This is a genomic window from Prauserella isguenensis (assembly GCF_014191605.1).
GTDB lineage: Bacteria > Actinomycetota > Actinomycetes > Mycobacteriales > Pseudonocardiaceae > Prauserella > Prauserella isguenensis.
The window spans coordinates 81040-103101 of sequence record NZ_JACHWU010000007.1 but is presented as its reverse complement, the minus strand read 5'-3'; the positions used below and the strand labels follow the sequence as shown (position 1 = coordinate 103101).

Below are 22062 nucleotides of genomic sequence, written 5' to 3'. Positions count from 1 at the left end.
CATCACACCACGAGGAACCGCCATGACGACGACCACCACCGAGGCGCCCATCGCCGACTGGGTCGATCCCGCGGAGCTGATGCGCGACCCCTACCCCACCTACCGACGGCTTGTGCACGAGACGCCCGTCGCCTGGGTGCCCGCTCTCGGCCGGTACCTGGTGACCTCGTCCGCGGCCTGCCGTGCCATCGAGGAAGACCAGGAAACGTTCTCCGCGGCAGTGCGCGGTGGCGGCGCGACCATGGCCAGAGCCATGGGCGCGACTCCGATGCTGCGCAAGGACGATCCCGACCATGCCCGGGAACGGACAGCGATCAACACGTCGCTGCGCCCGAAGAGCCTGCGAGCGCACTGGGCGCCGATCTTCGAGCGGAACGCGCGGAACCATCTGGAGACGCTGCGCTCGTACGGCCCGGACGAGGCCGATCTGAACCGGGACTACGCAGCGCCGGTGGCGTCGCAGAACCTCATCGACCTGCTGGGGCTCAGGCACGTGACCGTCGACGATCTCCGCCGGTGGTCCCACGCATTCATCGCAGGCACGGGAAATCTGCTCGACGACGCGGAGATATGGCGTCGCTGCGACGCAGCTCAAGACGAGGTCGACGCGCTGCTCACCGAGCTCATCCCGTTCTATCGGAAGGCTCCCGACGAATCCATCACCTCGGCGCTGATCGCGAGCGGTCTTCCCGTCGAGCAGGTCACCGCGAACGTCAAACTGGTTATTTCCGGCGGCATGAACGAGCCTCAGCACGCCGTAACAAACGCGGTATGGGCACTGTCCCACCACCCCGCACAGCGCCGCCGTGTCCTTGCCGACCCGTCCCTGTGGGCAAGGGTGTTCGACGAGGCAGTCCGCTGGCAGTCACCGATCGGCATGTATCCGAGGGAGACCACCCGGGCGGTCACCCTGCAAGGAGTGCAACTCCCGGCCGAAGCGCCCGTCGGAGTGGTCGTCGGCGCGGCCAACCGCGACCCAGCCGCGTTCGCACGTCCCGACGAGTTCGACATCGACCGTGAGCGCAGGCCGCACCTCGCGTTCGGCAGCGGTGTACACCTCTGCGCCGGCCACTGGGCCGCCCGGATCGCCATCGGCGACGTCGCGGTCCCGTTGCTGTACGAAGAATTACCCGGCCTGGGCACCGACCCGAGACGGCCCGAGACCTGGGACGGCTGGGTCTTCCGTGGCTTGACCACGCTGCCCGTGACCTGGGACGCGTGACAGCGGGTCCCGCGCGTTCCCTTCCACCGTCTGCCGGGCCCACCGGCGGCACCGTTTCGCCTCAACGAAGAGGAACAGAAATGACAACATCCCCACCCACTGCAAGTACGACAGAACAGAACTCACGGCGAGTCGCCTTCGCGACGGTCATCGGTACGACCATCGAGTGGTACGACTTCTTCATCTACGGCACAGCCGCCGGACTCGTGTTCTCCCAACTGTTCTTCGCTCCGGCGGGCTCGGAGATCGGGCTGTTGCTGTCGTTCGCGACCGTCGGTATCAGCTTCGTCTTCCGGCCGCTCGGCGCGTTCCTCGCCGGCCACTTCGGCGACCGCATCGGCAGACGCGCCATGCTCGTCATCACCCTGGTGATGATGGGCGGCGCGACGGCACTTATCGGTCTACTGCCCACCTACGAGAACGCGGGTGTGCTCGCCCCGGTCATGCTGCTACTTCTCCGTATCTTGCAGGGCATCTCGGCCGGTGGAGAATGGGGCGGCGCCGTCCTGATGGCCGTCGAGCACGCGCCGCCGCATCGTCGCGGCCGCGCGGGAGCGTTCCCGCAGATCGGCGTACCGCTCGGGATGCTCCTCGCCTCCGGTGTCACCGCGTTGATGACCGGCGTGATCGCGCCGGGACAAGCCTTCCTCGACTGGGGCTGGCGGATCCCGTTCCTGCTGAGCACAGTGTTGATCGGCGTGGGCTACGTGGTTCGACGCGCCGTCGACGAAAGCCCCGTGTTCGCCGAGATGGCAGCGAAGAAACAGCGGACCAAGGCGCCCATCGTCGAGCTGTTCCGCAGGCATTGGCTGCTCATCGTCCTCGCCGCCTTCGTCTTCGCCGGAAACAACGCCGCGGGGTACATGACCACCGGCGGCTTCATCACCAACTACGCCACCGACCCCGAAGGAGAGGTCGCGCTCGAGCGAACCCCAGTGCTGCTGGCCATCACCGGCGCTGCTGCCCTGTGGACCCTGACGACGTTCCTGTCGGGCATCATGGCCGATCGCTTCGGCCGGAAACGCACCTACCTCATCGGGTACGCCAGCCTGATCCTGACCGTGGTGCCGATGTTCGCCCTGGTCAACACCGGCCACATCTGGCCGCTCTTCCTGGGCCTCGCGCTGTTCACCATCGGTCTGGGTCTCGCGTACGGGCCTCAGTCAGCGTGGTACGCCGAGATCTTCCCGGCCTCGGTGCGATTCTCCGGCGTGGCCATATCGTACGCACTCGGCGCGATCCTCGGAGGTGCCTTCGCACCGATGATCGCCACAACGCTCGTCCAGGCGACCGGAAGCATCTACACGGTCGCCGGCTACCTGCTCGCTATGTTCGCACTCGCCGTCCTCGCCTGCGCACTCCTGCGAGATCGCACAGGTATCGACCTCGGTGTCGACAACCAGGCCGAGCAGGAGCGCGGGGCGACCGTGTTCTCGGCGGCCCGTTCCTCGGCCGACGAGCCGGCGCACGTGCGGTAAGTCCTGGCCGCCCGCCAGAGGGAGATCGACCTCGTCGACGGGGCGGCCCGGCCGGGCTCGGCGTTCGCCGCGACGCCGTGCCCGGCCGCGCACGGTACTGTCCGGGTTCGAGCGTCAGCGTTGTCGCTAGGGAAGGAGCGTGCATGACCGGATCACCGGTCGCAGGTGTGCGCCGCGAAGCACCCCTGCCCCCGGTTGCGTTCGCCACCGAGTCGGTACTCGCGTGGCAGCGCGTGGTGTCGTCGTCGTTCGTGCCCCTGGTGGTCGACGACCTCAGCGACGGGCGGTTCGCCGGCACCATTCGCGGCCGGGTCATCGACGGCGTGTTCTTCTCCCGACTGCGGGTCAGTCCGCACGAGGTGCACCGCACACCGGCGCTCATCGAGGCCTCCGAGCGGCTGTTCTACAAGATCATGCTGCTGGTCGAGGGCCACGGCGAACTCGTGCAGGACGCACGCAGCGCGACGATGGTGCCGGGAAGCGTGAGCGTCTACGACACCGCCCGGCCGTACGATCTGCGCTTCCCGGATCACGTGGACGCCGTCGTGATCATGTTTCCGCGCGATCTGGTCGACCCGAGCCCGGACCACGTCCGCGCGATCACCGCGATGTCGCTGGGCCCGGAGGAACGACTGACGAGGCTGGTCACCCCGCTGTTGACGGAGCTCTCCAGCGACTTCGGCGCGCTGGAGGGGCCCGTCGCCGCACGGGTGGTGCGCACCGCCGTGGACCTGATCTCTGCGCTGTTGAGCACCGCCGCCCTGGCACACACCGCGGAGGGCGACCACGAGCATCTGTCGCTGATGCTGCGCATCCGCCAGTACATCACGGACAATCTGGGCGACACCGACCTCAATCCCGACAGCATCGCCCGCGCGGTCTACATCTCCACGCGTCACCTACATGCCCTGTTCCACGAACAGGGCATGACCGTCTCAGCCTGGATCCGCCAACAGCGCATCGAGGCAATCCGCCGCGAACTGGCCGATCCGCTGCACGCCAACCGGTCGATCGCCGACATCGCGACGAGCTGGGGCTACCCGGACGCGTCACACTTCTCGCGCACGTTCCGCCACCAGGTCGGGGTGTCCCCCAGCGCGTTTCGCCGCGCCGCACGGGGGCACCCGCGGCGCGGCGAACCACGGCCGGCTCAGGGAGAGGCCACCGGGTAGTCGAGCACGATCGCGCCGCCGGTGGCGTAGTTCGGCACATCGGCCTGCACCGCTTCGCCCTCCGGCGAGGACAACGCCGCCGCCAGCGTCTCGGCATCGGGGAAATCGGCCTCGAACACGGCGAAGTAGGCCTCCTCCGGCGCCGAACGTACAGAGAGGCTGTAGCGCCAATCGAGCATTCCCGGCAATTGCGCAGCCAGCGGCAGGTGCGTGTGCTCGTAGTACGACCGGAACGCTTCGGGATCGGTCGGGTGCGGGTAGAGGACCAGCAGTTTGTGCATCAGTGCGCCTTCGCGTCGGTGGGATCCTGGCCGATTTCGGCATGGCGGGCGATCGCGGCGTCCACCCGTGCGGGCGTGGCCACCATGTCGCCGTTGCGGTGGGGATAGCTGAAGTTCTCGGTGAACTCGTCGCACAACGTGCGCATCTGCGACATCGCGCCGATGAGCTTCTGCAGATGTGGCGGCGTGGGCGTCTCGATCATGGTGTTCACCCACGTACTCAGCCCGTCGACGCGTTCCCTGCGCCGCAATGCGACCTTCTGCGCGAAACGCTCGTCGACCACTCCGTCCTCGATGATCGCGTCCGCGGCCACCTGCGCCTCGAACGACGCGGAGTTGGCGCCCTGCCCCGTGACCGGGTCCACGGTGGCGTGCGCGTCACCCAGCGCCAGCACGACGGTCCCGTCGGTCAACGTCCGGTAGTCCTCGCGCACCACCGGACGCACCGCGCCCTGCAGGATATCGCCGGGACGCATCAAAGCGAACCGGGATTCGTCGATGCGTTCGAACACCGTCGGATGGTGTTCCTTGAGCTTCTCCAGGGTCAGCCTGCGGTAAGCCTCGGGATCCGAGGACTCCTTTTGCGTCATCAGCACCTCGAGATCGCCGCCAGGAACGTTCTCGCACAGCAACGCGCTGGCCCAGCCATCGAAGGTGGTGATGGGCAGGTCAAGCAGTTCGCCGTGGCCCGGCGAGATGCTCATGGTCACGGCGCGCGGTTCGGTCTGCGCCACACCGTCCCAGAAACCCACCGCCAGGTGCCGCTGCGGCTTCGCGTACGGCGACGCGTCGGGCCGTTCACCGAAGTACTCCGCGAACGAGCGTTTGCCGGCGGCGACCACGATCAGGTCGTGCCTGCGGGCGAGCTGCTCGAAATCGGCCGGTTCGACCGAGCGCTGTTCGATGGTCCCGCCACGCTCCTCGTACTCGGCCATCAACCGCGGCAGATAGATCCGGTAGTCCAGAACCCGCGAGGGGCGCAGGAAATCACCGCGGAACACGGGAGGACCGTCCGGAACGTTCAGATGGTGGTAATGCACCTGGTAGCCGTACTCGTCGACAGGCCAGAAATTCACCCCCATCGCGCTTTCCCTGGCGACGGTCGGCGCGTGGTGCGAGACACTGTTCTGCGGTGGTCCCGACGCGATCTGCTCAGCGGTCTGATTTGTGTAGATCCGGGTGGGAACCCCGGCCTGCTGGAGCAGCAGGGCGAGGTGCAGCCCCGCCGTGCCCGCTCCGATGATCCCGATATCTGGCATCTGCGTCTCCTCGTTGAGCCGTGCCCGTGGTAGCGCCGACGTGGTCGGCCGCAGTCATCCTGACGCGCGGAGTGCGTCCCGGCACAGCCTCACGCGCCACTGTTCACTCAGGCGCAGAAGCGGTGCACTGGCTGTCAACTCGCCGCACCGGCCGCCCTGCGATGCCCGGGTCGCACTGTCCAACGGACGCACGCGTCTGTGCAACCACGGCAAGGCAGCGGAATCGGGGTAGCGGCCGCCACCTCCGGTCTCGGACGCTGCGTGACGTCGATGTACATCCGGCGCCGAGTCCACCGAATGTCGGCGACCCCGAGAGACGAGGAGCGATCGACGATGACCGCACCGTCCACCGCCGCTGCTGCCTACGATGACCCGGCCGAGCTCGCGCAGGTGCTGCGCGGCTGCCTCGGCCGGTTCGCGACCGGCGTCGCCGTGGTCACCTTCGACGGCGTGTCGAAACGCCACGGGCTGACGGTCAATTCGTTCACCTCGGTGTCGCTGGACCCGCCGCTCGTGCTCGTGGCCATCCAGCGGTCGGTCCGCGCGCACGCACTGCTGGGCAACAGACCATTCACCGTCAACGTGCTCGGTGCCGACCAGCGCGACGTAGCGATGCACTTCGCGGGCAAGCCGAACCTGGAGCCCGACTGGGTCGAAGGCGCACATGCTCCCCGGCTGGCCGACCCTGCCTCGTGGTTCGAATGCACGCCCTGGGCCGAACATGATGGTGGCGACCACACCCTGTTCCTGGGCCGTGTCGAACATTTCGGCCATCGCAGGGGCGACTGCCTGGCTTTCGTCGACGGTGGCTTCGTGACCATCCCCGACGCGTGAGCACGCGCAGGGCCCCCGGGTTGCCGGGGACCCTGCGCGGGATCTCGTCCGGTCAGCCGCTGATGACCTGCGGCTGGCCGAGCTGTTTGAGCCCTTCGACGCCGAACTCGAGGCCGTACCCGGACTGCTTGGCACCGCCGAATGGAACACGGGGATCGATCGCCCCGTGCTTGTTGATCCAGACTGTGCCGGCCTGCAGGCGCGCAGCGATCGCCTTGGCCCGCTCCCGATCAGCGGACCACACCGAGGCACCCAGTCCGACGTCGAGTCCGTTGGCCATCGCCACCGCGTCGTCGACCGACGAGTACTTGACAACCGGAAGAACCGGGCCGAACTGCTCACGCGCGACGAGCGGGTTCGCATCGTCGATGTCGGCCACGATGGTCGCCGGATAGAAGAACCCGCGTTGGTCATCGGCCGGATTCCCGCCGACGACGATGCGGGCGCCCGCGTCCTTCGCGGCCTGGACCAGGTCGGCCACGATCTCGTACTGTGCCTTGTTCTGCAGCGGCCCGAGTACGTTCTCCTCGTCGAGACCGATTCCCATCGGTGTGGCCGCCGCGACGCGCGCCAGCGCGTCGACGACGCTGTCGTAGACGTCCTCGTGCACGTACAGGCGCTTGAGTGCGGCGCACGTCTGGCCGGTGTTGATGAACGCACCCCAGAACAGGTCCTCGGCGATGCCCGCGGGATCGACGTCCGGCAACACAATGCCGGCGTCGTTACCTCCGAGTTCGAGGGTCAACCGCTTCACCGTGTCCGCGGACGACCGGATGATGGCCTTGCCGGTGGCAGTCGAGCCGGTGAACATGAGCTTGTCGATACTCGCATGGGCTACCAGCGCCTCGCCGATCTCGCGACCGCCCGAAACCACGTGGAGCACATCGTCGGGTAGCTCGGTGTTGAGTACGTGTACCAGCGCCAGTACCGACAGGGGCGTGTACTCGGATGGCTTCAGCACCACGGTGTTGCCCATCCGCAGCGCAGGCGCCAACTGCCAGACGCTGATCATCATGGGCCAGTTCCAGGGTCCGACGGCGCCCACGACCCCGAACGGCCGGTAGTGCAGTTCCGCGTCCTCGCTCACTGTCTGCGGTTCGAGCTCGAACGAAGCGGTGGCGCGCAGCCACCCCGCGCACGCATCGACCTCGAACCGCGCATTGGGGCCGTTGAGCGGTTTCCCCTGTTCCCGCGACAGCAGCTCCGCGAGTGCCTCCGCACTGTCGGCGACAGCCTGCGCTGCCCGCGTGAGCAGGGCGCTGCGCTCGGCGTGTCCCCGTGCTTCCCACGCCGGTTGGGCCGCGCGGGCGGCCTCGACAGCCGCATCCAGATCCGCACGCTCGTGCTCCGGTGCCCGCCCGACGGTCTCACCGGTGGCCGGGTCGATGATCTCCCTGCCATCGGAGGACGGCTGCACAACGGCGAGCAGGTCTTCGGCCTTCGCGAACATGGCGTTCTCCATTCTTGACGGACCGGCGGTTCAGACGCCGGGGTAGCGCTCACCACCGGCGACGCTCTCGAAGAACGTCGCGAGTTCGTCGGTGGCCTCGAGCGGAAGGATGGTGGCGACGTAGTGATCCGGGCGGACGACGACGAGCACGCCGTCGCGGTCGATGCCCCGTCCGTCGAAGATGTCATCAGCCGGATCGGCGGCGTAGACCTTCTCGTAGTCGACGCACGCATACGGACCGACCTGCGGCAGGTACGCCCTCGGCACCGCATTGATCTCGACACCGACGTGGTCCTGCTGGTAGACCACCTTGACGTCGAACCAGGCATCAATGTCGGCGTCCTCGGGCGTGTAGGCCAGCGGCGACTGCGGCGAGGAGGTGATCCACTCGGCGAAGTCCCATACCTTCGAGGGCTGTCCCGCCTGCGGGCGGTCAGCGAAAACGTACATCCGCCAGCGCCCGTCCGCGCGGTGATGGTGACCGAGGTGCACCGGGTTGGCATCGCACAACCGCGTCACTGGGTGCGACTTGAAGCGTTTGCCGATCGGAAACCCCGTTGCCAGCTCCTGGTACATGGCGTCGCCCGTGATCAGCGACGGCTCGTACTGGGTCATCAGTCCGGCCGGGAACTCGGCTGTCTTCACGTAGAAGTCGGCCAAGGCGTTCGAGTCACCGAGCTCGTCGGGTTTGGCGGCCATCATGCGCGACCATTCCCTGTCGAAGTCGATCAGGTTCTGCGCGATGACCTGCCGTTCGGCCGAGTAGGTGTCCAGGAGCGACTCCGGGGCACGGCCGTCGAGCACGTGCCCCAGCTTCCAGGCGATGTTCCATCCGTCCTGAATGGACACGTTCATGCCCTGTCCGGCCTTGGCGCTGTGGGTGTGGCACGCGTCGCCGGTGATGAACACCCGCGGTGTGCGGGTGCCCACGAGTTCGGCGGGGACGTCGTCGAACCTGTCGGCGAGCCGGTGCCCCACCTCGTACACGCTGCGCCAGCAGACGTGTTTCACGGTCAGTGTGTAGGGGTGCAGGATTCGATTCGCCCGCGCCTCCACCTCGTCCTGGGTGGTCTCGCGGATTTTTCCGTGGTCGCCCTCGGAGACTTCACCGAGGTCGACGTACATCCGGAACAGGTGGTTGCCCTCGCGCGGGATGTGCAGAATGCTCCCGCCGTCGTGGGACTGGATGGCGCATTTGGTGCGGATGTCGGGGAAGTCGGACTCGGCGAGCACGTCCATCACGCCCCAGGCGTGGTTGGCCTGGTCGCCGACCAGTTCCCGTCCGATCGACTCACGCACCCGGCTGCGCGCGCCATCACAACCGACCACGTACTTCGCCCGGACGATCCGCACCTGCCCCTCCTCCGGGCCCGTGCTGTGTCGCAACGTCACCGTGACCGGGTACTGCCCCTCGTCGGCGACCTCGCAGGTGACGAACTCGTATCCGTAGTCGGGTTCCAGCCGCGCCGGTGCGTTGCGCGCGGCCTCCGCGAAGTAGTCCAGCACGCGCGCCTGGTTGACGATCAGGTGCGGGAACTCGCTGACGCCCGTCGCGTCGTCGGGAGCACGGGACGTCCGGATGATGTTCTCAGGATTGTCCGGATCCGGTGCCCAGAAGCACATCTCGGTGATCCGGTAGGCCTCCTCGGTGATCCGGCCGGCGAACCCGAACGCCTGGAACGTCTCGACGCTGCGCGCCTGGATACCGTCGGCTTGCCCGACCTCCAACCGTCCCGGACGGCGTTCGACCACCCGCGTCACGATGTTCGGGAACTGCGCGAGCTGGGCGGCGGCGACCATTCCGGCGGGACCGCTACCCACGATGAGGACGTCGACCTCGTCGGGAAGCTCGTCCGGCCGATCCACACCGGTCCCGGCAATCGGCTGAACGCGGGGATCACCGGAAACGTAGCCGTGATGGTGGAACTGCACGATGTCTCCTCACGTCATTGCGAGAAAGTCGGCATTTCTGCGCTGCGAACAGCCCTCACGCGTAGGGGTCGGGCGTCAGGGTGTACTTGGTCTCCAGGTACTCCTGGATCCCTTCCCGGGAGCCCTCGCGGCCGAGACCGGACTGCTTGACGCCGCCGAAGGGCGCGGCCGCGTTGGAGACGACCCCGATGTTGAGGCCCATCATCCCGGTGTCGATCTCATCGATCAGGCGTTGACCGCGGCGGGTGTCGCGCGTGTAGGCGTAGCCGACGAGTCCGTAGGGAGTGGCGTTGGCGAGTTCGATCGCGCCCTCCTCCGAGGAGAAGGTGGCGATCGGCAGCACCGGCCCGAAGATCTCCTGCCGCATCACCTCCGCGTCCGATGGCACGCCGGTGAGCACGGTCGGCTGGTAGAAGGTGCCCGGCCCCTCTCCCCGGGACCCGCCGGTGCGGACACAGGCGCCGCGATCGACCGCGTCGTCGACGAGGGCTGCGACGTTGTCGACGGCCTTGCGGTCGATCAGGGGCCCGATGTCGACGCCGTCGTCGGTGCCGCGTCCGGTTCGCATTCCCGCGACGCGCTCGGTGACGCGCCGGGTGAACTCCTCGGCCACTTCCTCGTGGACGTAGAACCGGTTGGCTGCGGTGCAGGCCTGGCCGATGTTGCGGAACTTGGCGGCCAGCGCGCCGTCGACCGCAGCGTCGAGGTCGGCGTCGTCGAAGACCAGGAACGGGGCGTTGCCGCCGAGTTCCATGCTGGTCCGCAACACTCCCCCGGCGGCCTGCTCCAACAGCCGGACGCCGACCTCCGTGGAGCCGGTGAACGACAGCTTCCGCAGTCGCGGATCGCTGATCAACGGCCCGCACACAGCGCCGGACTTCGTCGTCGTCACGACGTTGACCACGCCCTCCGGCACTCCCGCCTGCTCCAGCAGCCGGGTCAGCATCAGGGTGGTCAGCGGAGTCAAGGCGGGTGGTTTGATCACGACCGTGCAGCCCGCGGCCAGGGCCGGTGCGATCTTGCGGGTCGCCATCGCCAGCGGGAAGTTCCACGGCGTGATCAGCAGCGACGGCCCGACCGGCCGATGGGTCACCACCATCTGACCGCTGCCGTCGGGACTCGTGCCGTAACGGCCGTCGATACGGACGGCTTCCTCACTGAACCAGCGCAGAAACTCTCCGCCGTAGCCGACCTCGCCGCGTGCCTCCTGCAGCGGTTTGCCCATTTCCAAGGTCATCAGCAGGGCGAGGTCGTCGGTGTGCTCCTGCACCAGGTCGAAGGTGCGTCGCAGGATCTCGGCGCGGCGCCGGGGCGCGGTGCGGGCCCAATCCCGTCCCGCTCCCGCGGCCGCGTCCAACGCGGCCATGCCCTCGGCGGGTGACGCATCGGCGACCTCGGCGATCACCGCTCCGGTCGCGGGGTCATGCACCGGAAAAGTGGCGCCGTTTCCCGGAATCCATTGTCCGGCCACGAACAGTTCGGTGGGAACACGCCCGAGGAGGTCGCTCTCTGCCGCGGTCATAGCGAGGCTCCCAGTTTGAAGCCCTTATCCTCGTCGCCCTTGCGGGTGTAGGAGAAACCGTCCGCGCCGACCGTGACGGCCATTTCGCTGCTGTCGGTGCGCTTCTCGAGCGGCTGCGGGTTGCCGTCGAGGTCCAGCACCGGTGAGGCCTCGGTGTACCAGGACGGCACGACGGGGTTGCCCCACCAGTCGCGCCGCTGGTTGTCGTGGACGTCCCAGGTCACCGTCGGGTTGTCGGGATCGCCGGTGTAGTAGTCCTGAGTGTAGATCTCCACCCGGTGCCCATCGGGGTCGCGGATGTAGAGGTAGAAGGCGTTCGACACGCCGTGACGGCCGGGCCCGCGTTCGATCACGTCCGACATCCGGAGCGCCCCGAGCTTGTCGCAAATGGACAGGATGTTGTGCTTCTCGTGCGTGGCGAAGGCGATGTGGTGCAGCCGCGGTCCATCTCCGCCGGTGAGAGCGGTGTCGTGCACGGTGTCCTTGCGCCGTAGCCACGCCGCGTAGGTCGTTCCCTCGTCGTCCTGAATGTCCTCGGTCACCCGGAAACCCAAGTCCTCCAGGTATGTCCGCCCCGTCGGGACGTCTGGGGTGACCTGGTTGAAGTGATCCAGCCGCACCAGTGCACCCGGGGTGTAGAGGTCGTAGCGCCACGCGAGCCGCTCGACATGCTCGACGTTGTAGAAGAACTCGTACGGGAAGCCCAGCGGGTCGGTCACGCGCACGGAATCGCCGATTCCCTTGGCGAAACCGCCGGCTCGGCGTTCGGTGCGGCACCCGCGCGCGGCGAACCACTGCTCGGCGCGGTCCACGTCCTCCGGGGTGCGCACCCGGTAGGCGAACGCAGCCGCCGCGGCCACCGGTCCCTTGCGCAGCACCAGGTTGTGGTGGATGAACTCCTCCAGCGTGCGGAGGTAGATCGCCTCGTCGTCCTCCTCGGTGACCACCAGACCGAGGACGTCGACGTAGAACTCGCGTGCTCTGGCCAGGTCGGTGACCACCAGGTCGAGGTAGGCGCAGCGCACGATGTCCGGAGGCGTCAGATCCGCCGGAGATTCCGAGACAGTCATCGTTGAACAGTCCTTCGTATGCGTGGCGCTCAGGCGCCGAACTTCGGGGTGTGGGCGGGAGCCAGCGAGATGTGCATGGCCTGCTGGTCCGAGTAGAAGTCCAGCGATCGGTACCCGCCCTCATGACCGAGACCGGAGGCCTTCACACCGCCGAACGGGGTACGCAGGTCCCGGACGTTGTGCGAGTTCAACCACACCATGCCCGCGTCGATGCGCTGGCCGACGTTGTGGGCGCGTTCCAGGTTCGAGGTCCATACGTAGGCCGCCAGTCCGTACTTGACGTCGTTGGCCAGCTGCAGCGCTTCCTCATCGGTGTCGAACGGCGTGATCGCCACGACCGGACCAAAGATCTCCTCCTGGAAGATCCGCGCCGTCGGCGGCACGTCCACGAACACCGTGGGCTGCACGTAGTTTCCGGATTCCAAACCCGCTGGGCGTCCACCGCCGGCGGCCAGTGTGGCTTCGGTCTTGCCGATCTCGATGTATTCGGTGACCTTCGCGTAGTGCTCAGGGTGCACCAACGCACCGATCTCAGTGGCCGGGTCGTGCGGATCGCCGACCTGGATGTTCTTCGCACGTTCGACGTACCGGCGCACGAACTCGTCGTAGATGGAACGCTCGACCAGGATTCGGCTGCCGGCTGTGCAGCGCTCCCCGTTGAGCGAGAACACGCCGAACACGGTCGAGTCGATCGCCGCGTCCAGGTCGGCGTCGGCGAACACCACCGCCGGACTCTTACCGCCGAGTTCCATCGACAGACCCTTGAGTGTCGGCGCGGCGTTGGCGAAGATCAGGCTGCCGGTGGCGGACTCGCCGGTGAACGAGATCAGCCGCACGTCCTCGTGCTTGACCAGCGCGTCCCCTGCTTCCTCCCCGTAGCCGTGCACGATGTTGAACACCCCGTCGGGAACCCCGGCCTCGCGGAAGATCTCCGGCCACAAGCCGGCCGACAGCGGCGTGAACTCGGCGGGTTTGAGCACCACCGTGCACCCCGACGCCAGTGCCGGTGCCAGCTTCCAGCTTTCCAGCATGAACGGCGTGTTCCACGGCGTGATCAGCCCCGCGACGCCCTTCGGCTTGCGGTTGACGTAGTTGACCTGCTTGCCGGGCACCTTGTAGGTGTCGTCGGCCTGAGCCACGATCAGGTCGGCGAAGAACCGGAAGTTCTCCGCGGCCCGTTTGGCCTGCCCGAGCGCCTGAGTGATCGGCAGCCCGGTGTCGAAGGTCTCCAGCTCAGCGAGCCGCTCGTTGCGGGTCTCGACGATGTCGGCGATACGGTTGAGGATCCGGGCGCGTTCCCGCGGAAGCATTCCCGGCCACGGCCCCTCCTCGAATGCCTGGTGGGCGACGGCGACGGCGCGGTCGATGTCGGCCTGCTTGCCGGCGGACGCCTCCAGGTAGGTCTGGTTGGACACCGGGTCGAGGACCTCGAACGTGTCACCGTCGAGGCTATCGACGAACTCCCCGCCGATGAAGTGCTGAATGCGCTTGGGCAGGTTCTCCGGTACGTGCTGAATGCTCATGCTCGGTTCCCTCCGGCGATGGTGTCGGTGTCTGCGACCGGCGACAGATAGTCGGCGCCCTCGTCGAGCAGTGCGCGGATCTTGTCCTTGCCCGCATCGGTCGGGGTGATCAGCGGCGAGCGGACGTGGCCGGAGCGGATCAGACCGCGCTGGGCCAGCACCCACTTCACGGGTGCCGGGTTGGTCTCGACGAAGATCAGGTCGACCAACGGGTGCACGCCGTAGTGGATATCCAGCGCCTCATCCATACGTCCACTGTGGAACGCCTCGTACATCTTCTTCGTCGCGCCAGGCGCGATGTTGGCCGTGGCGCTGACGAAACCCGTGCCGCCCAGCGCCAGCAGCGGCAGGCACAGCAGCTCGATCCCGGACCACACCAGCAGATCCCTGCCTGCGGCCTTGATGACGCGGGAGAAGTGCTCGAAGTCCTTGGTCGTTTCCTTGACTCCGACGAAGTTCGGTACGTCCCGATGCAACCGGGCCACCGTTTCCGGTGCGATCTCCACGGCGGTGCGGCTGGGCACGTTGTAGGCGATGATCGGCAGCTCGGGGTACTCCTCGGCCACCGTCTTGTACCAGACGTAGAGCGCTTCCTGCGTGGGACGCGCATAGTACGGGGTGATGACGAGTGCCGCGTCCACGCCCGCGTCGTAGGCCGCACCGGTGAGCGCGATCGTCTCGTCCAGCTTGGCCGATCCGGTTCCCGGCACGACCGGCGCACGCCCGTCGACCGTCTTGAGGACCGTGCGGATCGCGTCTGCGCGCTCGTCGATGGTCTGCGCGCTGGGTTCGCCCGTGGAGCCGCCGATGGAGACCCCGTCGGAGCCCTGCTTCAGTTGCCAGTTCACCAGGTTGGCCAGGGATTCGTGGTCCACCGCGCCGTCGTCGGTGAACGGGGTGATCACCGGGGCGATCGACCCTGTCAGTTGCTCGGGGCGGGTGCGCCAGTTCGTCATTGCGTTCCTTCCTGTCCTGTTCGCTCCGCCTCGTAGCGGCGACGCCATTCGCCGGTCAGCGGGTAGAGCCCGTCCACCGCTGCGCCTTCGGCGACGCGGGCGGCGATCCACTCCTCTTCGGCCTCCTGTTCGATCGCGGCGTCGAGCACGTCGTCGAGGAGCGCGGGCGGGATGATCAGCACGCCGTCGTCGTCGCCGACGACGACGTCGCCCGGTTGCACGGTCGCGCCGCCGCAGGCCACCGTGATGTCGCTGTCCCACGGCACATGCTTTCGCCCGAGTACCGCGGGGTGCGGACCGTTGGAGAACGTAGGGATCTGCAGATCGGCGACGGTGGTGTAGTCGCGCACACCACCGTCGGTGACGATGCCCGCCGCTCCCAACACCTGCGCACGCAAGGCGAGGATGTCACCGACGGTGCCGGTACCGCGTTCCCCGCGCGCCTCGACCACCAGCACGTCGCCCGGCGTCAGCGCGTCGAACGAGCGCTTCTGCGCGTTGTAGCCACCGCCGTGGCTGCGGAACAGATCCTCCCGTGCCGGCACGAACCGCAACGTGCGAGCGCGTCCGATGAGTTTGGTGCCGGGCTTGTTGGTCCGCACGCCGTCGATGGACACCTGGTTGTAGCCGTGCTTGCGCAGTTGGGCCGACAGCGTGGCCACCGCGACCTGCTGCAGCTTGGCCCGGTGTTCGTCAGTGAGTTCGAACGGAGCAGGCAGACCGGCGGCCTCGGCGCTGCCCCACGCCTCCGCGCGCTGGTGGTCGTCGACCGACGGCTGTGCACTGAACTCCGGCAGCGGCTCGGTGCCTTCCACGACGGTCGTGCGCAACCTGCCGGTCGTGTGCTCGGTGCCGGGCACGTCCACCTCGACCTCGACGACGTCACCCGGCGCGACCACCGACGCACCGGCCGGCGTACCGGTGAGCACGACGTCACCTGGTTCGAGGGTGATCAGCTGGGACAGGTCGGCGACCAGCTCACCGAAGGGAAAGACGACGGTGCCCGCCAAGTCGTCCTGGACCAGCCGGTCCCCGACCCAGGCACGGACCCGCAGGGCCGCCGGGTCGAGCCGGTCGGCGGGAATCAGGTCCGGACCGAGCGGCGTGTAGCCGTCGCCGCCCTTGGACCGCAGGTTCGAACCCTTGTCCGCGGCGCGCAGGTCGTAGAGGCCGAGGTCGTTCGCCGCGGTCACCGCAGCGACGTGCGCCCAGCCTTCCTCCTTCGAGACCCGCCGGGCTGTTGTGCCGATGAGCAGCGCTATCTCTGCCTCGAAGGCCAACAACTCGGCACCGGGCGGGCGTTCCACCTTCCCGTCGGTGGCCGCCAGGGACGTCACCGGCTTGAGGAAGTACGACGGCTTCGACGGCGCCCGGCCACGCTGGGCTATCCGCGACGGGTAGTTCAGGTGCACCGCGATGACCTTGCCCGGCCGCCCGACGAGCGGATGGTGAGCGAGGCCGTCAGCTGAAGAACGCACTGCATCGGACGACATGCCGCAGAATCGTATACGATGCCATATCTGATCTCAACAGAAGACGGACACGCATCTCCGGACACGCATCTCCGGGCACGGACCACGGTCCGGCAAAATGGAGCGTCACATCGTCGAAACGAGGGCTCATGACTAGCGATGCACCGGCCGAAGGCATGACCGCGAGCAAGTCACAGCTGGCTTACGAGTGGCTCCGCGACCGGATCGTCTCGCACCGCTTCACGCCCGGCTATCGGTTGGTGCTCAGCCAACTCGCCGCCGAACTCGGCGTGAGTACCGTCCCGGTCCGTGAGGCCGTCCGCCGACTGGAAGCCGAGGGCCTGGTCACCTACGAGAAGAACGTAGGCGCGCAGGTCGCCCTGGTCGACGAGGGCGAGTACGTCACGACCATGCAGACTCTCGCCGTCGTCGAAGGCGCCGCCACCGGCTTTTCCGCACCACTGTTGACCAACGAGGACGTCAGTAAAGCGCGCGAGATCAACCAGCGCATGCGCGACAGCCTCGAGCACTTCGACCCGCGTCGCTTCACCGAGCTCAACGAGGAGTTCCACAAGGCCCTGTTCCTGCACTGCCCGAACGAGCATCTGATCGACTTGGTGCACCGCGGTTGGAGCCGGCTGCGCATGCTGCGCAGCTCCACCTTCAGCTTCGTTCCCGGCCGCGCCGTCGAGTCGGTCACCGAGCACGACGAGCTGGTCGACCTGATCGAGAACAAGGCCGACCCGATCGAGATCGAACTCGCGGCCCGCCGCCACCGGACCGCCACCCTCGACGCCATGCTGACGTTCCAGCACGCCCACGACTAGCGTGGGACGCACCGTAGCCCGACGGACAGAAGCACATCCGGTCGCTTCACCTGTGCTGAGGTGGCGAAGTCCCCAGCCGTTAAGGGCACGTCCGACACGTCCACAATTCAGTTTCGGTGTTTAGTTAGTTTTTTGAGCTTTACTTGGTTAGATGTGGTGGCTCACACTGTGGCCGGTCCTGCAAGGAGGGCGACGCCAACGAGGACCGTGGACATGAGTGAGTCGCGGCCGACCCCCGACGGCCCAGTGGGTAAGGCCCCCGAATCTCCACTCCGGGCGTTCTGCTGTCGGTTCTGGGCGCATCCGGGATGCCTGTCGAATCCTTGCGGACCGACATCAAGATGACGATCAGAGGGGGTCTCAACGAGCATCGCGACGCTCTCCTAACGACGGTCTGGACCCTTCCGGCCCACCCCGATCAGCTGGCGAGTGTGCGGTCTGGGGACCGCTGGTTCGACTCCTTCGAGGAGTCCATCCGCTATACAGCCCCGCGCGCTGAGACCGATTTGGCGACGGGGAGAACATAGGCTGTTTACACCCTCAACGACGCGGGGAGAACACAATGAGCGGGGCTGCGGGGCGTGTACCCGCCCAAGTGACGAGTTTCGTCGGCCGTGACGACGAACTGTCGGCCGTGCGGGAGTCGCTGGCACAGTGTCGCCTCGTGTCCTTGGCCGGCCCTGGGGGCGTGGGCAAGACGCGCCTGGCTGTTGAGACTGCGCGAGTGCTCGACAGCGAGGTTCCGGACGGCGCCTGGTTCGTGTCCTTGGCTCACCTGACCGACCCGGCACAAGTGGCGCAAGCAGTGGTCAATGCGCTGGCAATGAAATTCTCGACGACCAACGTCGTGGACCACCTCGTGGCCAGCCTCATGGACCGGGACATGCTGGTCGTGTTGGACAACTGTGAACACGTCCTCAGTGGTTGCCAGGCCTTCGTTGCCCGCGTACTGAGCATGGCGCCGGGAGTGCGTTTCCTGACCGCGAGCCGTCAGGCGCTGGGCATCAGCGGTGAGCGCGTCGTCGAAGTACGCCCTCTGGTGGCCCCGGACCCCGACGCCGCGCTGCGGGTGCAGGACGCGAGCCGCTATCCGGCGATCCAGTTGCTCGACGAACGCGCCAGCGCGATCAGTTCCCACTACCGGCTGACCGACGAGAGCATCGACCTGGTGGCACAACTGGTGCGGCGGCTCGACGGGCTCCCGCTGGCCATCGAACTCGCCGCCGCCCGTTTGCGCTCGCTGTCCCTTCGCGAACTGCTCGAGCGGGTCAGCGACCGCTTCCGGATACTCGGCGGCGGCGATCCGACGGATCTCCCACAACACCGCACACTCCGGGCGCTGGTCGAGTGGAGCCACGAGTTGTGTTCACCGGACGAGCAACGCCTCTGGGCGCGGATGTCGGTGTTCACCGAGAGCACCGATCTGGCGTCGGTCGAGGCGATCTGCGCAGACCACGAATCCACCGACGTGGTGGATACCCTCGATGCACTTGTCGCCAAATCCATTCTCATCACCGAGACGACGCCCTGTGGACTGCGGTATCGGATGCTGGAGTCGATCAGCGAGTACGGCCGGGAACGGCTACACGCCAGAGGCGAGGAGCAGACGCTGCGACACCGCCACCGCGAGCACTTCCTCGAGCTGGCCAACCGGGCCGGCGCCGCGTTCTGGGGCCCGGACCAAGCACGTCACCTCGCGCATTTGACGACCGAACTGCCCAACTTCGGCACGGCGCTCGACTCGTTCGGCGGTGACGATGACAAGCAGGCGCAACGGAACGCTCTGGCACTCGCCGCCCGATTACGGATTCTGTGGGTGATGGGCGGCCACTTGCAGGAAGGCCGGCGGCGTCTGGAACAGGCGCTCGCCGCTCACACCACGGCGTGCCCGGAACGCGTGGAGGCGTTGTGGTCCTGCGCCTGGGTTGCCCTCCTGCAGGGCGACCAGGACGCAACACGAGACCGCCTGGACGAATGCGCGAGCCTCAAGGCCGCCGCGGACCCGCACACCCGCAGCTTCTGCGCCACCTGGCAGGGATCGCTTGCCCTGTTCCAAGGCGATCTCGACGCCGCCGTGGAGCACTTCACCGCGGCGGCGGCCGGGCACCGCACGGAAGGTTCGGCTGAAGGCCTGCTCATGTCGCTGTTCCAGCTCGCACTGACCCACGCGTTGCTCGGTAACCCGACCGAAGCGCACCGGCTGTGCGACGAAGCGGTGGCTGGCAGCACCACCATCGGCGACGACTGGGCCCACTCCTACGCACTGTGGACCCGCGCGCACGTCGCCGTGGCCGAGGGCCGGCTCGAGGATGCGATCACAGCCGGATGTCAGAGCCTCGAATTGAGCATGCCGCTGGACAACCAGCTCGGGATCGTACTCGTGTTCGAGGTACTCGCTGTCGCCTCGGTGGCAGCAGGCCGCCATCATGAGGGCGCCACACTCCTGGGCCTGGCCGAGACGGCGTGGCGCAAGGTCGGAACCGACCTACAGGCTTTCGGTCCGCAACTCGCCAACCTCCGCGGCCAGGCCGCTGCGCGGGCCCGCGCAGCGCTGGGCGCCGCGAAGTTCCAGCAAGCGCATCGGGAAGCCGCAGGTTTCAACTACGCCCAGGTGTGTACCTATCTCGACATTCTCGCCCGCACCTACAGCGATGACGCGGACGTCGCACCAGCCTCGCCGGAACCGATAACCCTGACCCGGCGCGAGCGCGAGGTCGCGGCGCTGGTCGGCAAGGGCCTCAGCAACCGGGACATCGCCGCCCGGCTCGTCTTGTCCCACCGCACCGTCGAAGGGCATGTCGAGCACATTCTCGCCAAGCTCGGTTTCCGATCACGCGCCGAGATCGCGGTGTGGGCGACCACCCGCGAACCCACCACGTGACCGGTTCCGAACGAACCACGTGGTCCACCCACGTGGTTCCCCGGATCTCCTGACCTGAACGGAGTCACATCCTTGTGAACAGACGCGATCCGCAATGCGGATCCACACCTACAAGGAGGTAGACGTGCGTTCGATCGCCATCATCGGTGCCGGCCAAGGTGGGCTGCAGCTCGCGTTCGGCTTGCTCAGCGACGGGTATGAGGTCACGGTGTACTCCGACCGCACTCCGGAGCAGATCGCCGCCGGCCGCCTGCCTTCGAGCAACGGCCTCTTCGGACGTGCGGTCGCTCGCGAGCGCGCTCTCGATATCTGTTTCTGGGACGGCGAGCCGCCGCTGATCGAACAGACGGATGCCAAGCTCACCGACCCCGAGGGTCACCTCGCCGTCGAGTTCACCGGCCGATTCGCCCAGTACGGGCAGTCGGTCGACCAGCGGTTGAAGTTCAGCACCTGGCTCGAGGCATTCGCCGGTCGCGGGGGCAAGATCGTCTACGGTGCGGTCGACCTGGCAGGTCTCGACGAGATCGCGGCGGTCAACGACCTCACAATCGTCGCCGCAGGCAAGGGCGAGATCGCCAAGATCTTCTCTGTCGACCAGACACGGACGACCTATCAGCGCCCGCAACGCTCGATCGGCATGATCTCGCTCATCAACACCGAGCACCCGGCACCCGACGGCGTCTCCTACAACATCCGGCCCGGGGTCGGTGAGGCGTTCGGAATCCCGATGCTCACCGCCGCCGGACCAGCCGTCACCTGGGTGATGGAGGCTCTGCCCGGCGGCCCCATGGATCGCTGGTCCCAGGCCACTACGGCCGAGGAGATGCTGGAGCTGACGAAACGCACGTTCGCCGACTTCTTCCCCTGGGAAATGGCGCGCTACACCGAGGCCCACATCTCGGACCCGAACGGATGGTTGTGCGGAGCCGTGCCCCCGCTGGTGCGTGAGCCGATCGCCCTGCTGCCATCCGGCCGGAAGGTGGTCGGCATGGCTGATGTCCTCGTGCTCAACGACCCGTGTTGCGGTCAGGGCGCCAACAACGCGAGTACGCACGCCGAGGTCATGCATCGGCTGATCCTCGACCGTGGCTCACAACCGTTCGACGAGACCTGGATGCAGGCCACCTTCGACCGGTTCTGGGACCAGGCCCAGTACCCCACGAAGTTCACGAACACGATGCTGGCCTTCAACAACCCGGGCTCCGCCCCGCCCGAGCACGCGATGGAGCTGCTCGCCACCGCGACGCAGGTGCCGGAAGTCGCCCACCGCTTCGCCAACGCCTTCAATGACCCCTCCGACCTGGAGAGCTTCTTCTACGACCCGGAATTGACCACGCGGTACCTCGCGGAGGCACGCGCACGCCACGAGTTGCGACTGCGCGGGCGCGCCGACCTGAGCGCGGCGGGAGGGAAGGGATGACGACTCTCGAGGAACGGCCGCTGCTCCCGGCAGACGACCCGCGGCATTATCGGCGCGCGCTCGGCTGCTTCCCCACCGGCATCACGGTCATGACCGCCGCGCACGCCAACACCCGGGTCGGGGTCACCGCGAACTCGTTCGCCTCGGTCTCGCTCGACCCGCCTCTCGTGCTGTGGGCGCTGCGAACCGACTCACCAAGCCTGTCCGTGTTCCACGACGCGAGACACTTCGCCGTGAACGTGCTCGCCTGGCACCAGGAAGACCTATCCCGGCGCTTCGCCAAACCGGCCGACGACAAGTTCGACGGCCTGACAGTCACTGAAGGCCTGGGCGGTGCGCCCCTGCTCGACGGGTGCGCCGCGCGGTTCGAAACTCGTATCGCACATCAGATCCCCAGCGGGGACCACGTCCTGCTCGTCGGGGAAGTCATGCGCTACAACAACTTCCACCGCGAGCCCCTGGTCTTCCTACGGGGCGACCATCTCTGGCTCGACCAGCCCACCATCGGCTGATCGCGAGAGGAACCCACACACGCGAAACCAGCGATGCGACCGCGCTGGCGACCTCCGGAACGGATGCGAGCCATACCCGGAGCGACCACTCCTGAGCCAAACCCGCGCCCAAAGGTCGAAACCCAGCTGGGCGACCGAGTTAACATGCAGGTCAGAAGGGTGTGCGGGGTCGGACTTGAACCGACGGCCAAAGGATTATGAGGCCGCCAAATCACCCGTCAGGAGCAGAAACCGCAGGTAGCGCGGTGAAC

17 protein-coding genes are annotated in these 22062 nt (G+C 67.2%); 8 read left to right on the top strand and 9 right to left on the bottom strand.

Going from position 1 to position 22062, the window contains the following annotated elements:
• The first annotated feature begins 22 nt into the window (after nucleotides 1-22).
• The 3 genes from FHS23_RS20730 (at nucleotide 23) to FHS23_RS20720 (ending at nucleotide 3872) form a co-directional block, all read left to right on the top strand.
• Nucleotides 23-1222, top strand: a complete 1200-nt coding sequence (locus FHS23_RS20730) for a cytochrome P450 (RefSeq protein ID WP_183658726.1) — start codon at nucleotides 23-25, stop codon at nucleotides 1220-1222.
• Nucleotides 1223-1302: 80 nt separating this feature from the next.
• Nucleotides 1303-2700 (top strand): MFS transporter, encoded by a 1398-nt coding sequence (locus FHS23_RS20725; protein ID WP_183658724.1) that lies wholly within the window; start codon nucleotides 1303-1305, stop codon nucleotides 2698-2700.
• A 143-nt stretch (nucleotides 2701-2843) separates the two neighbouring features.
• Complete coding sequence (locus FHS23_RS20720; RefSeq protein ID WP_183658722.1) at nucleotides 2844-3872, top strand: AraC-like ligand-binding domain-containing protein; 1029 nt, start codon at nucleotides 2844-2846, stop codon at nucleotides 3870-3872.
• On the opposite strand, the gene FHS23_RS20715 is transcribed toward FHS23_RS20720, so the two are convergent.
• Together FHS23_RS20715 and FHS23_RS20710 are read right to left on the bottom strand one after the other, a co-directional pair.
• Nucleotides 3851-4153, bottom strand: a complete 303-nt coding sequence (locus FHS23_RS20715; protein ID WP_183658720.1) for an EthD family reductase — start codon at nucleotides 4151-4153, stop codon at nucleotides 3851-3853. The two genes, FHS23_RS20720 and FHS23_RS20715, sit on opposite strands and share 22 nt — an antisense overlap.
• Entirely contained in the window at nucleotides 4153-5412 is a 1260-nt protein-coding gene (locus FHS23_RS20710) for a styrene monooxygenase/indole monooxygenase family protein (protein WP_183658718.1), read from the bottom strand. The genes FHS23_RS20715 and FHS23_RS20710 overlap by 1 nt, the downstream gene beginning before the upstream one ends.
• A 333-nt stretch (nucleotides 5413-5745) precedes the next feature.
• On the opposite strand from FHS23_RS20710, the gene FHS23_RS20705 reads away from it, so the two are divergent.
• Nucleotides 5746-6246, top strand: coding sequence for a flavin reductase family protein (locus FHS23_RS20705; RefSeq protein WP_183658716.1), 501 nt, complete (start codon nucleotides 5746-5748; stop codon nucleotides 6244-6246).
• Nucleotides 6247-6298: 52 nt separating this feature from the next.
• Here FHS23_RS20705 and FHS23_RS20700 read toward each other — a convergent pair whose 3' ends face one another.
• From FHS23_RS20700 to FHS23_RS20670, 7 genes are read right to left on the bottom strand one after another with little or no spacing between them, the layout of a single operon-like run.
• Nucleotides 6299-7696 carry an aldehyde dehydrogenase family protein gene (locus FHS23_RS20700; protein WP_221219890.1) on the bottom strand — a complete coding sequence of 466 codons (1398 nt, stop codon included), beginning with the start codon at nucleotides 7694-7696 and terminating at the stop codon, nucleotides 6299-6301.
• Nucleotides 7697-7726: 30 nt separating this feature from the next.
• Nucleotides 7727-9628: an FAD-dependent monooxygenase gene (locus FHS23_RS20695; RefSeq protein ID WP_183658711.1), complete on the bottom strand. Its 1902-nt coding sequence runs from the start codon at nucleotides 9626-9628 to the stop codon at nucleotides 7727-7729.
• Nucleotides 9629-9683: 55 nt separating this feature from the next.
• Nucleotides 9684-11150 carry an NAD-dependent succinate-semialdehyde dehydrogenase gene (locus tag FHS23_RS20690; RefSeq protein WP_183658709.1) on the bottom strand — a complete coding sequence of 489 codons (1467 nt, stop codon included), beginning with the start codon at nucleotides 11148-11150 and terminating at the stop codon, nucleotides 9684-9686.
• Nucleotides 11147-12220, bottom strand: coding sequence for a 3,4-dihydroxyphenylacetate 2,3-dioxygenase (gene hpaD, locus FHS23_RS20685; protein ID WP_183658707.1), 1074 nt, complete (start codon nucleotides 12218-12220; stop codon nucleotides 11147-11149). Before hpaD ends, FHS23_RS20690 begins: the two co-directional genes overlap by 4 nt.
• Before the next feature lie 29 nt (nucleotides 12221-12249).
• The gene (gene hpaE / locus FHS23_RS20680) at nucleotides 12250-13743 is read right to left on the bottom strand and encodes a 5-carboxymethyl-2-hydroxymuconate semialdehyde dehydrogenase (protein WP_183658704.1); all 1494 of its coding nucleotides are present in this window, start codon (nucleotides 13741-13743) and stop codon (nucleotides 12250-12252) included.
• A complete protein-coding gene (gene dapA, locus FHS23_RS20675) occupies nucleotides 13740-14699 on the bottom strand; it encodes a 4-hydroxy-tetrahydrodipicolinate synthase (RefSeq protein WP_183658702.1) in 960 nt (319 codons plus the stop codon). Before dapA ends, hpaE begins: the two co-directional genes overlap by 4 nt.
• Nucleotides 14696-16192: a fumarylacetoacetate hydrolase family protein gene (locus FHS23_RS20670; RefSeq protein WP_183658700.1), complete on the bottom strand. Its 1497-nt coding sequence runs from the start codon at nucleotides 16190-16192 to the stop codon at nucleotides 14696-14698. Before FHS23_RS20670 ends, dapA begins: the two co-directional genes overlap by 4 nt.
• A gap of 128 nt (nucleotides 16193-16320) precedes the next feature.
• Here FHS23_RS20670 and FHS23_RS20665 point away from each other — a divergent pair, with 128 nt between their 5' ends.
• From FHS23_RS20665 to FHS23_RS20650, 4 genes are all read left to right on the top strand, one after another.
• Nucleotides 16321-16998 (top strand): GntR family transcriptional regulator, encoded by a 678-nt coding sequence (locus tag FHS23_RS20665; RefSeq protein ID WP_221219889.1) that lies wholly within the window; start codon nucleotides 16321-16323, stop codon nucleotides 16996-16998.
• A gap of 724 nt (nucleotides 16999-17722) precedes the next feature.
• Entirely contained in the window at nucleotides 17723-19879 is a 2157-nt protein-coding gene (locus FHS23_RS23835) for a LuxR C-terminal-related transcriptional regulator (protein ID WP_183658698.1), read from the top strand.
• Nucleotides 19880-20003: 124 nt separating this feature from the next.
• On the top strand, nucleotides 20004-21299 hold the full coding sequence (locus tag FHS23_RS20655; RefSeq protein ID WP_030532039.1) for a styrene monooxygenase/indole monooxygenase family protein: 1296 nt from the start codon (nucleotides 20004-20006) through the stop codon (nucleotides 21297-21299).
• Nucleotides 21296-21811, top strand: coding sequence for a flavin reductase family protein (locus tag FHS23_RS20650; RefSeq protein ID WP_183658696.1), 516 nt, complete (start codon nucleotides 21296-21298; stop codon nucleotides 21809-21811). The genes FHS23_RS20655 and FHS23_RS20650 overlap by 4 nt, the downstream gene beginning before the upstream one ends.
• The last annotated feature ends 251 nt before the right edge of the window (nucleotides 21812-22062 follow it).

Coding starts and splice junctions, on each gene's coding strand:
- FHS23_RS20650 (WP_183658696.1), top strand. CDS start 21,296: ATGACGACTCTCGAGGAACGGCCGCTGCTCCCGGCAGACGACCCGCGG.
- FHS23_RS20670 (WP_183658700.1), bottom strand. CDS start 16,192: ATGTCGTCCGATGCAGTGCGTTCTTCAGCTGACGGCCTCGCTCACCAT.
- FHS23_RS20725 (WP_183658724.1), top strand. CDS start 1,303: ATGACAACATCCCCACCCACTGCAAGTACGACAGAACAGAACTCACGG.
- FHS23_RS20720 (WP_183658722.1), top strand. CDS start 2,844: ATGACCGGATCACCGGTCGCAGGTGTGCGCCGCGAAGCACCCCTGCCC.
- FHS23_RS20715 (WP_183658720.1), bottom strand. CDS start 4,153: ATGCACAAACTGCTGGTCCTCTACCCGCACCCGACCGATCCCGAAGCG.
- FHS23_RS20705 (WP_183658716.1), top strand. CDS start 5,746: ATGACCGCACCGTCCACCGCCGCTGCTGCCTACGATGACCCGGCCGAG.
- dapA (WP_183658702.1), bottom strand. CDS start 14,699: ATGACGAACTGGCGCACCCGCCCCGAGCAACTGACAGGGTCGATCGCC.
- FHS23_RS20665 (WP_221219889.1), top strand. CDS start 16,321: ATGACTAGCGATGCACCGGCCGAAGGCATGACCGCGAGCAAGTCACAG.
- hpaD (WP_183658707.1), bottom strand. CDS start 12,220: ATGACTGTCTCGGAATCTCCGGCGGATCTGACGCCTCCGGACATCGTG.
- FHS23_RS20730 (WP_183658726.1), top strand. CDS start 23: ATGACGACGACCACCACCGAGGCGCCCATCGCCGACTGGGTCGATCCC.
- FHS23_RS20690 (WP_183658709.1), bottom strand. CDS start 11,150: ATGACCGCGGCAGAGAGCGACCTCCTCGGGCGTGTTCCCACCGAACTG.
- FHS23_RS20700 (WP_221219890.1), bottom strand. CDS start 7,696: ATGTTCGCGAAGGCCGAAGACCTGCTCGCCGTTGTGCAGCCGTCCTCC.
- FHS23_RS20710 (WP_183658718.1), bottom strand. CDS start 5,412: ATGCCAGATATCGGGATCATCGGAGCGGGCACGGCGGGGCTGCACCTC.
- hpaE (WP_183658704.1), bottom strand. CDS start 13,743: ATGAGCATTCAGCACGTACCGGAGAACCTGCCCAAGCGCATTCAGCAC.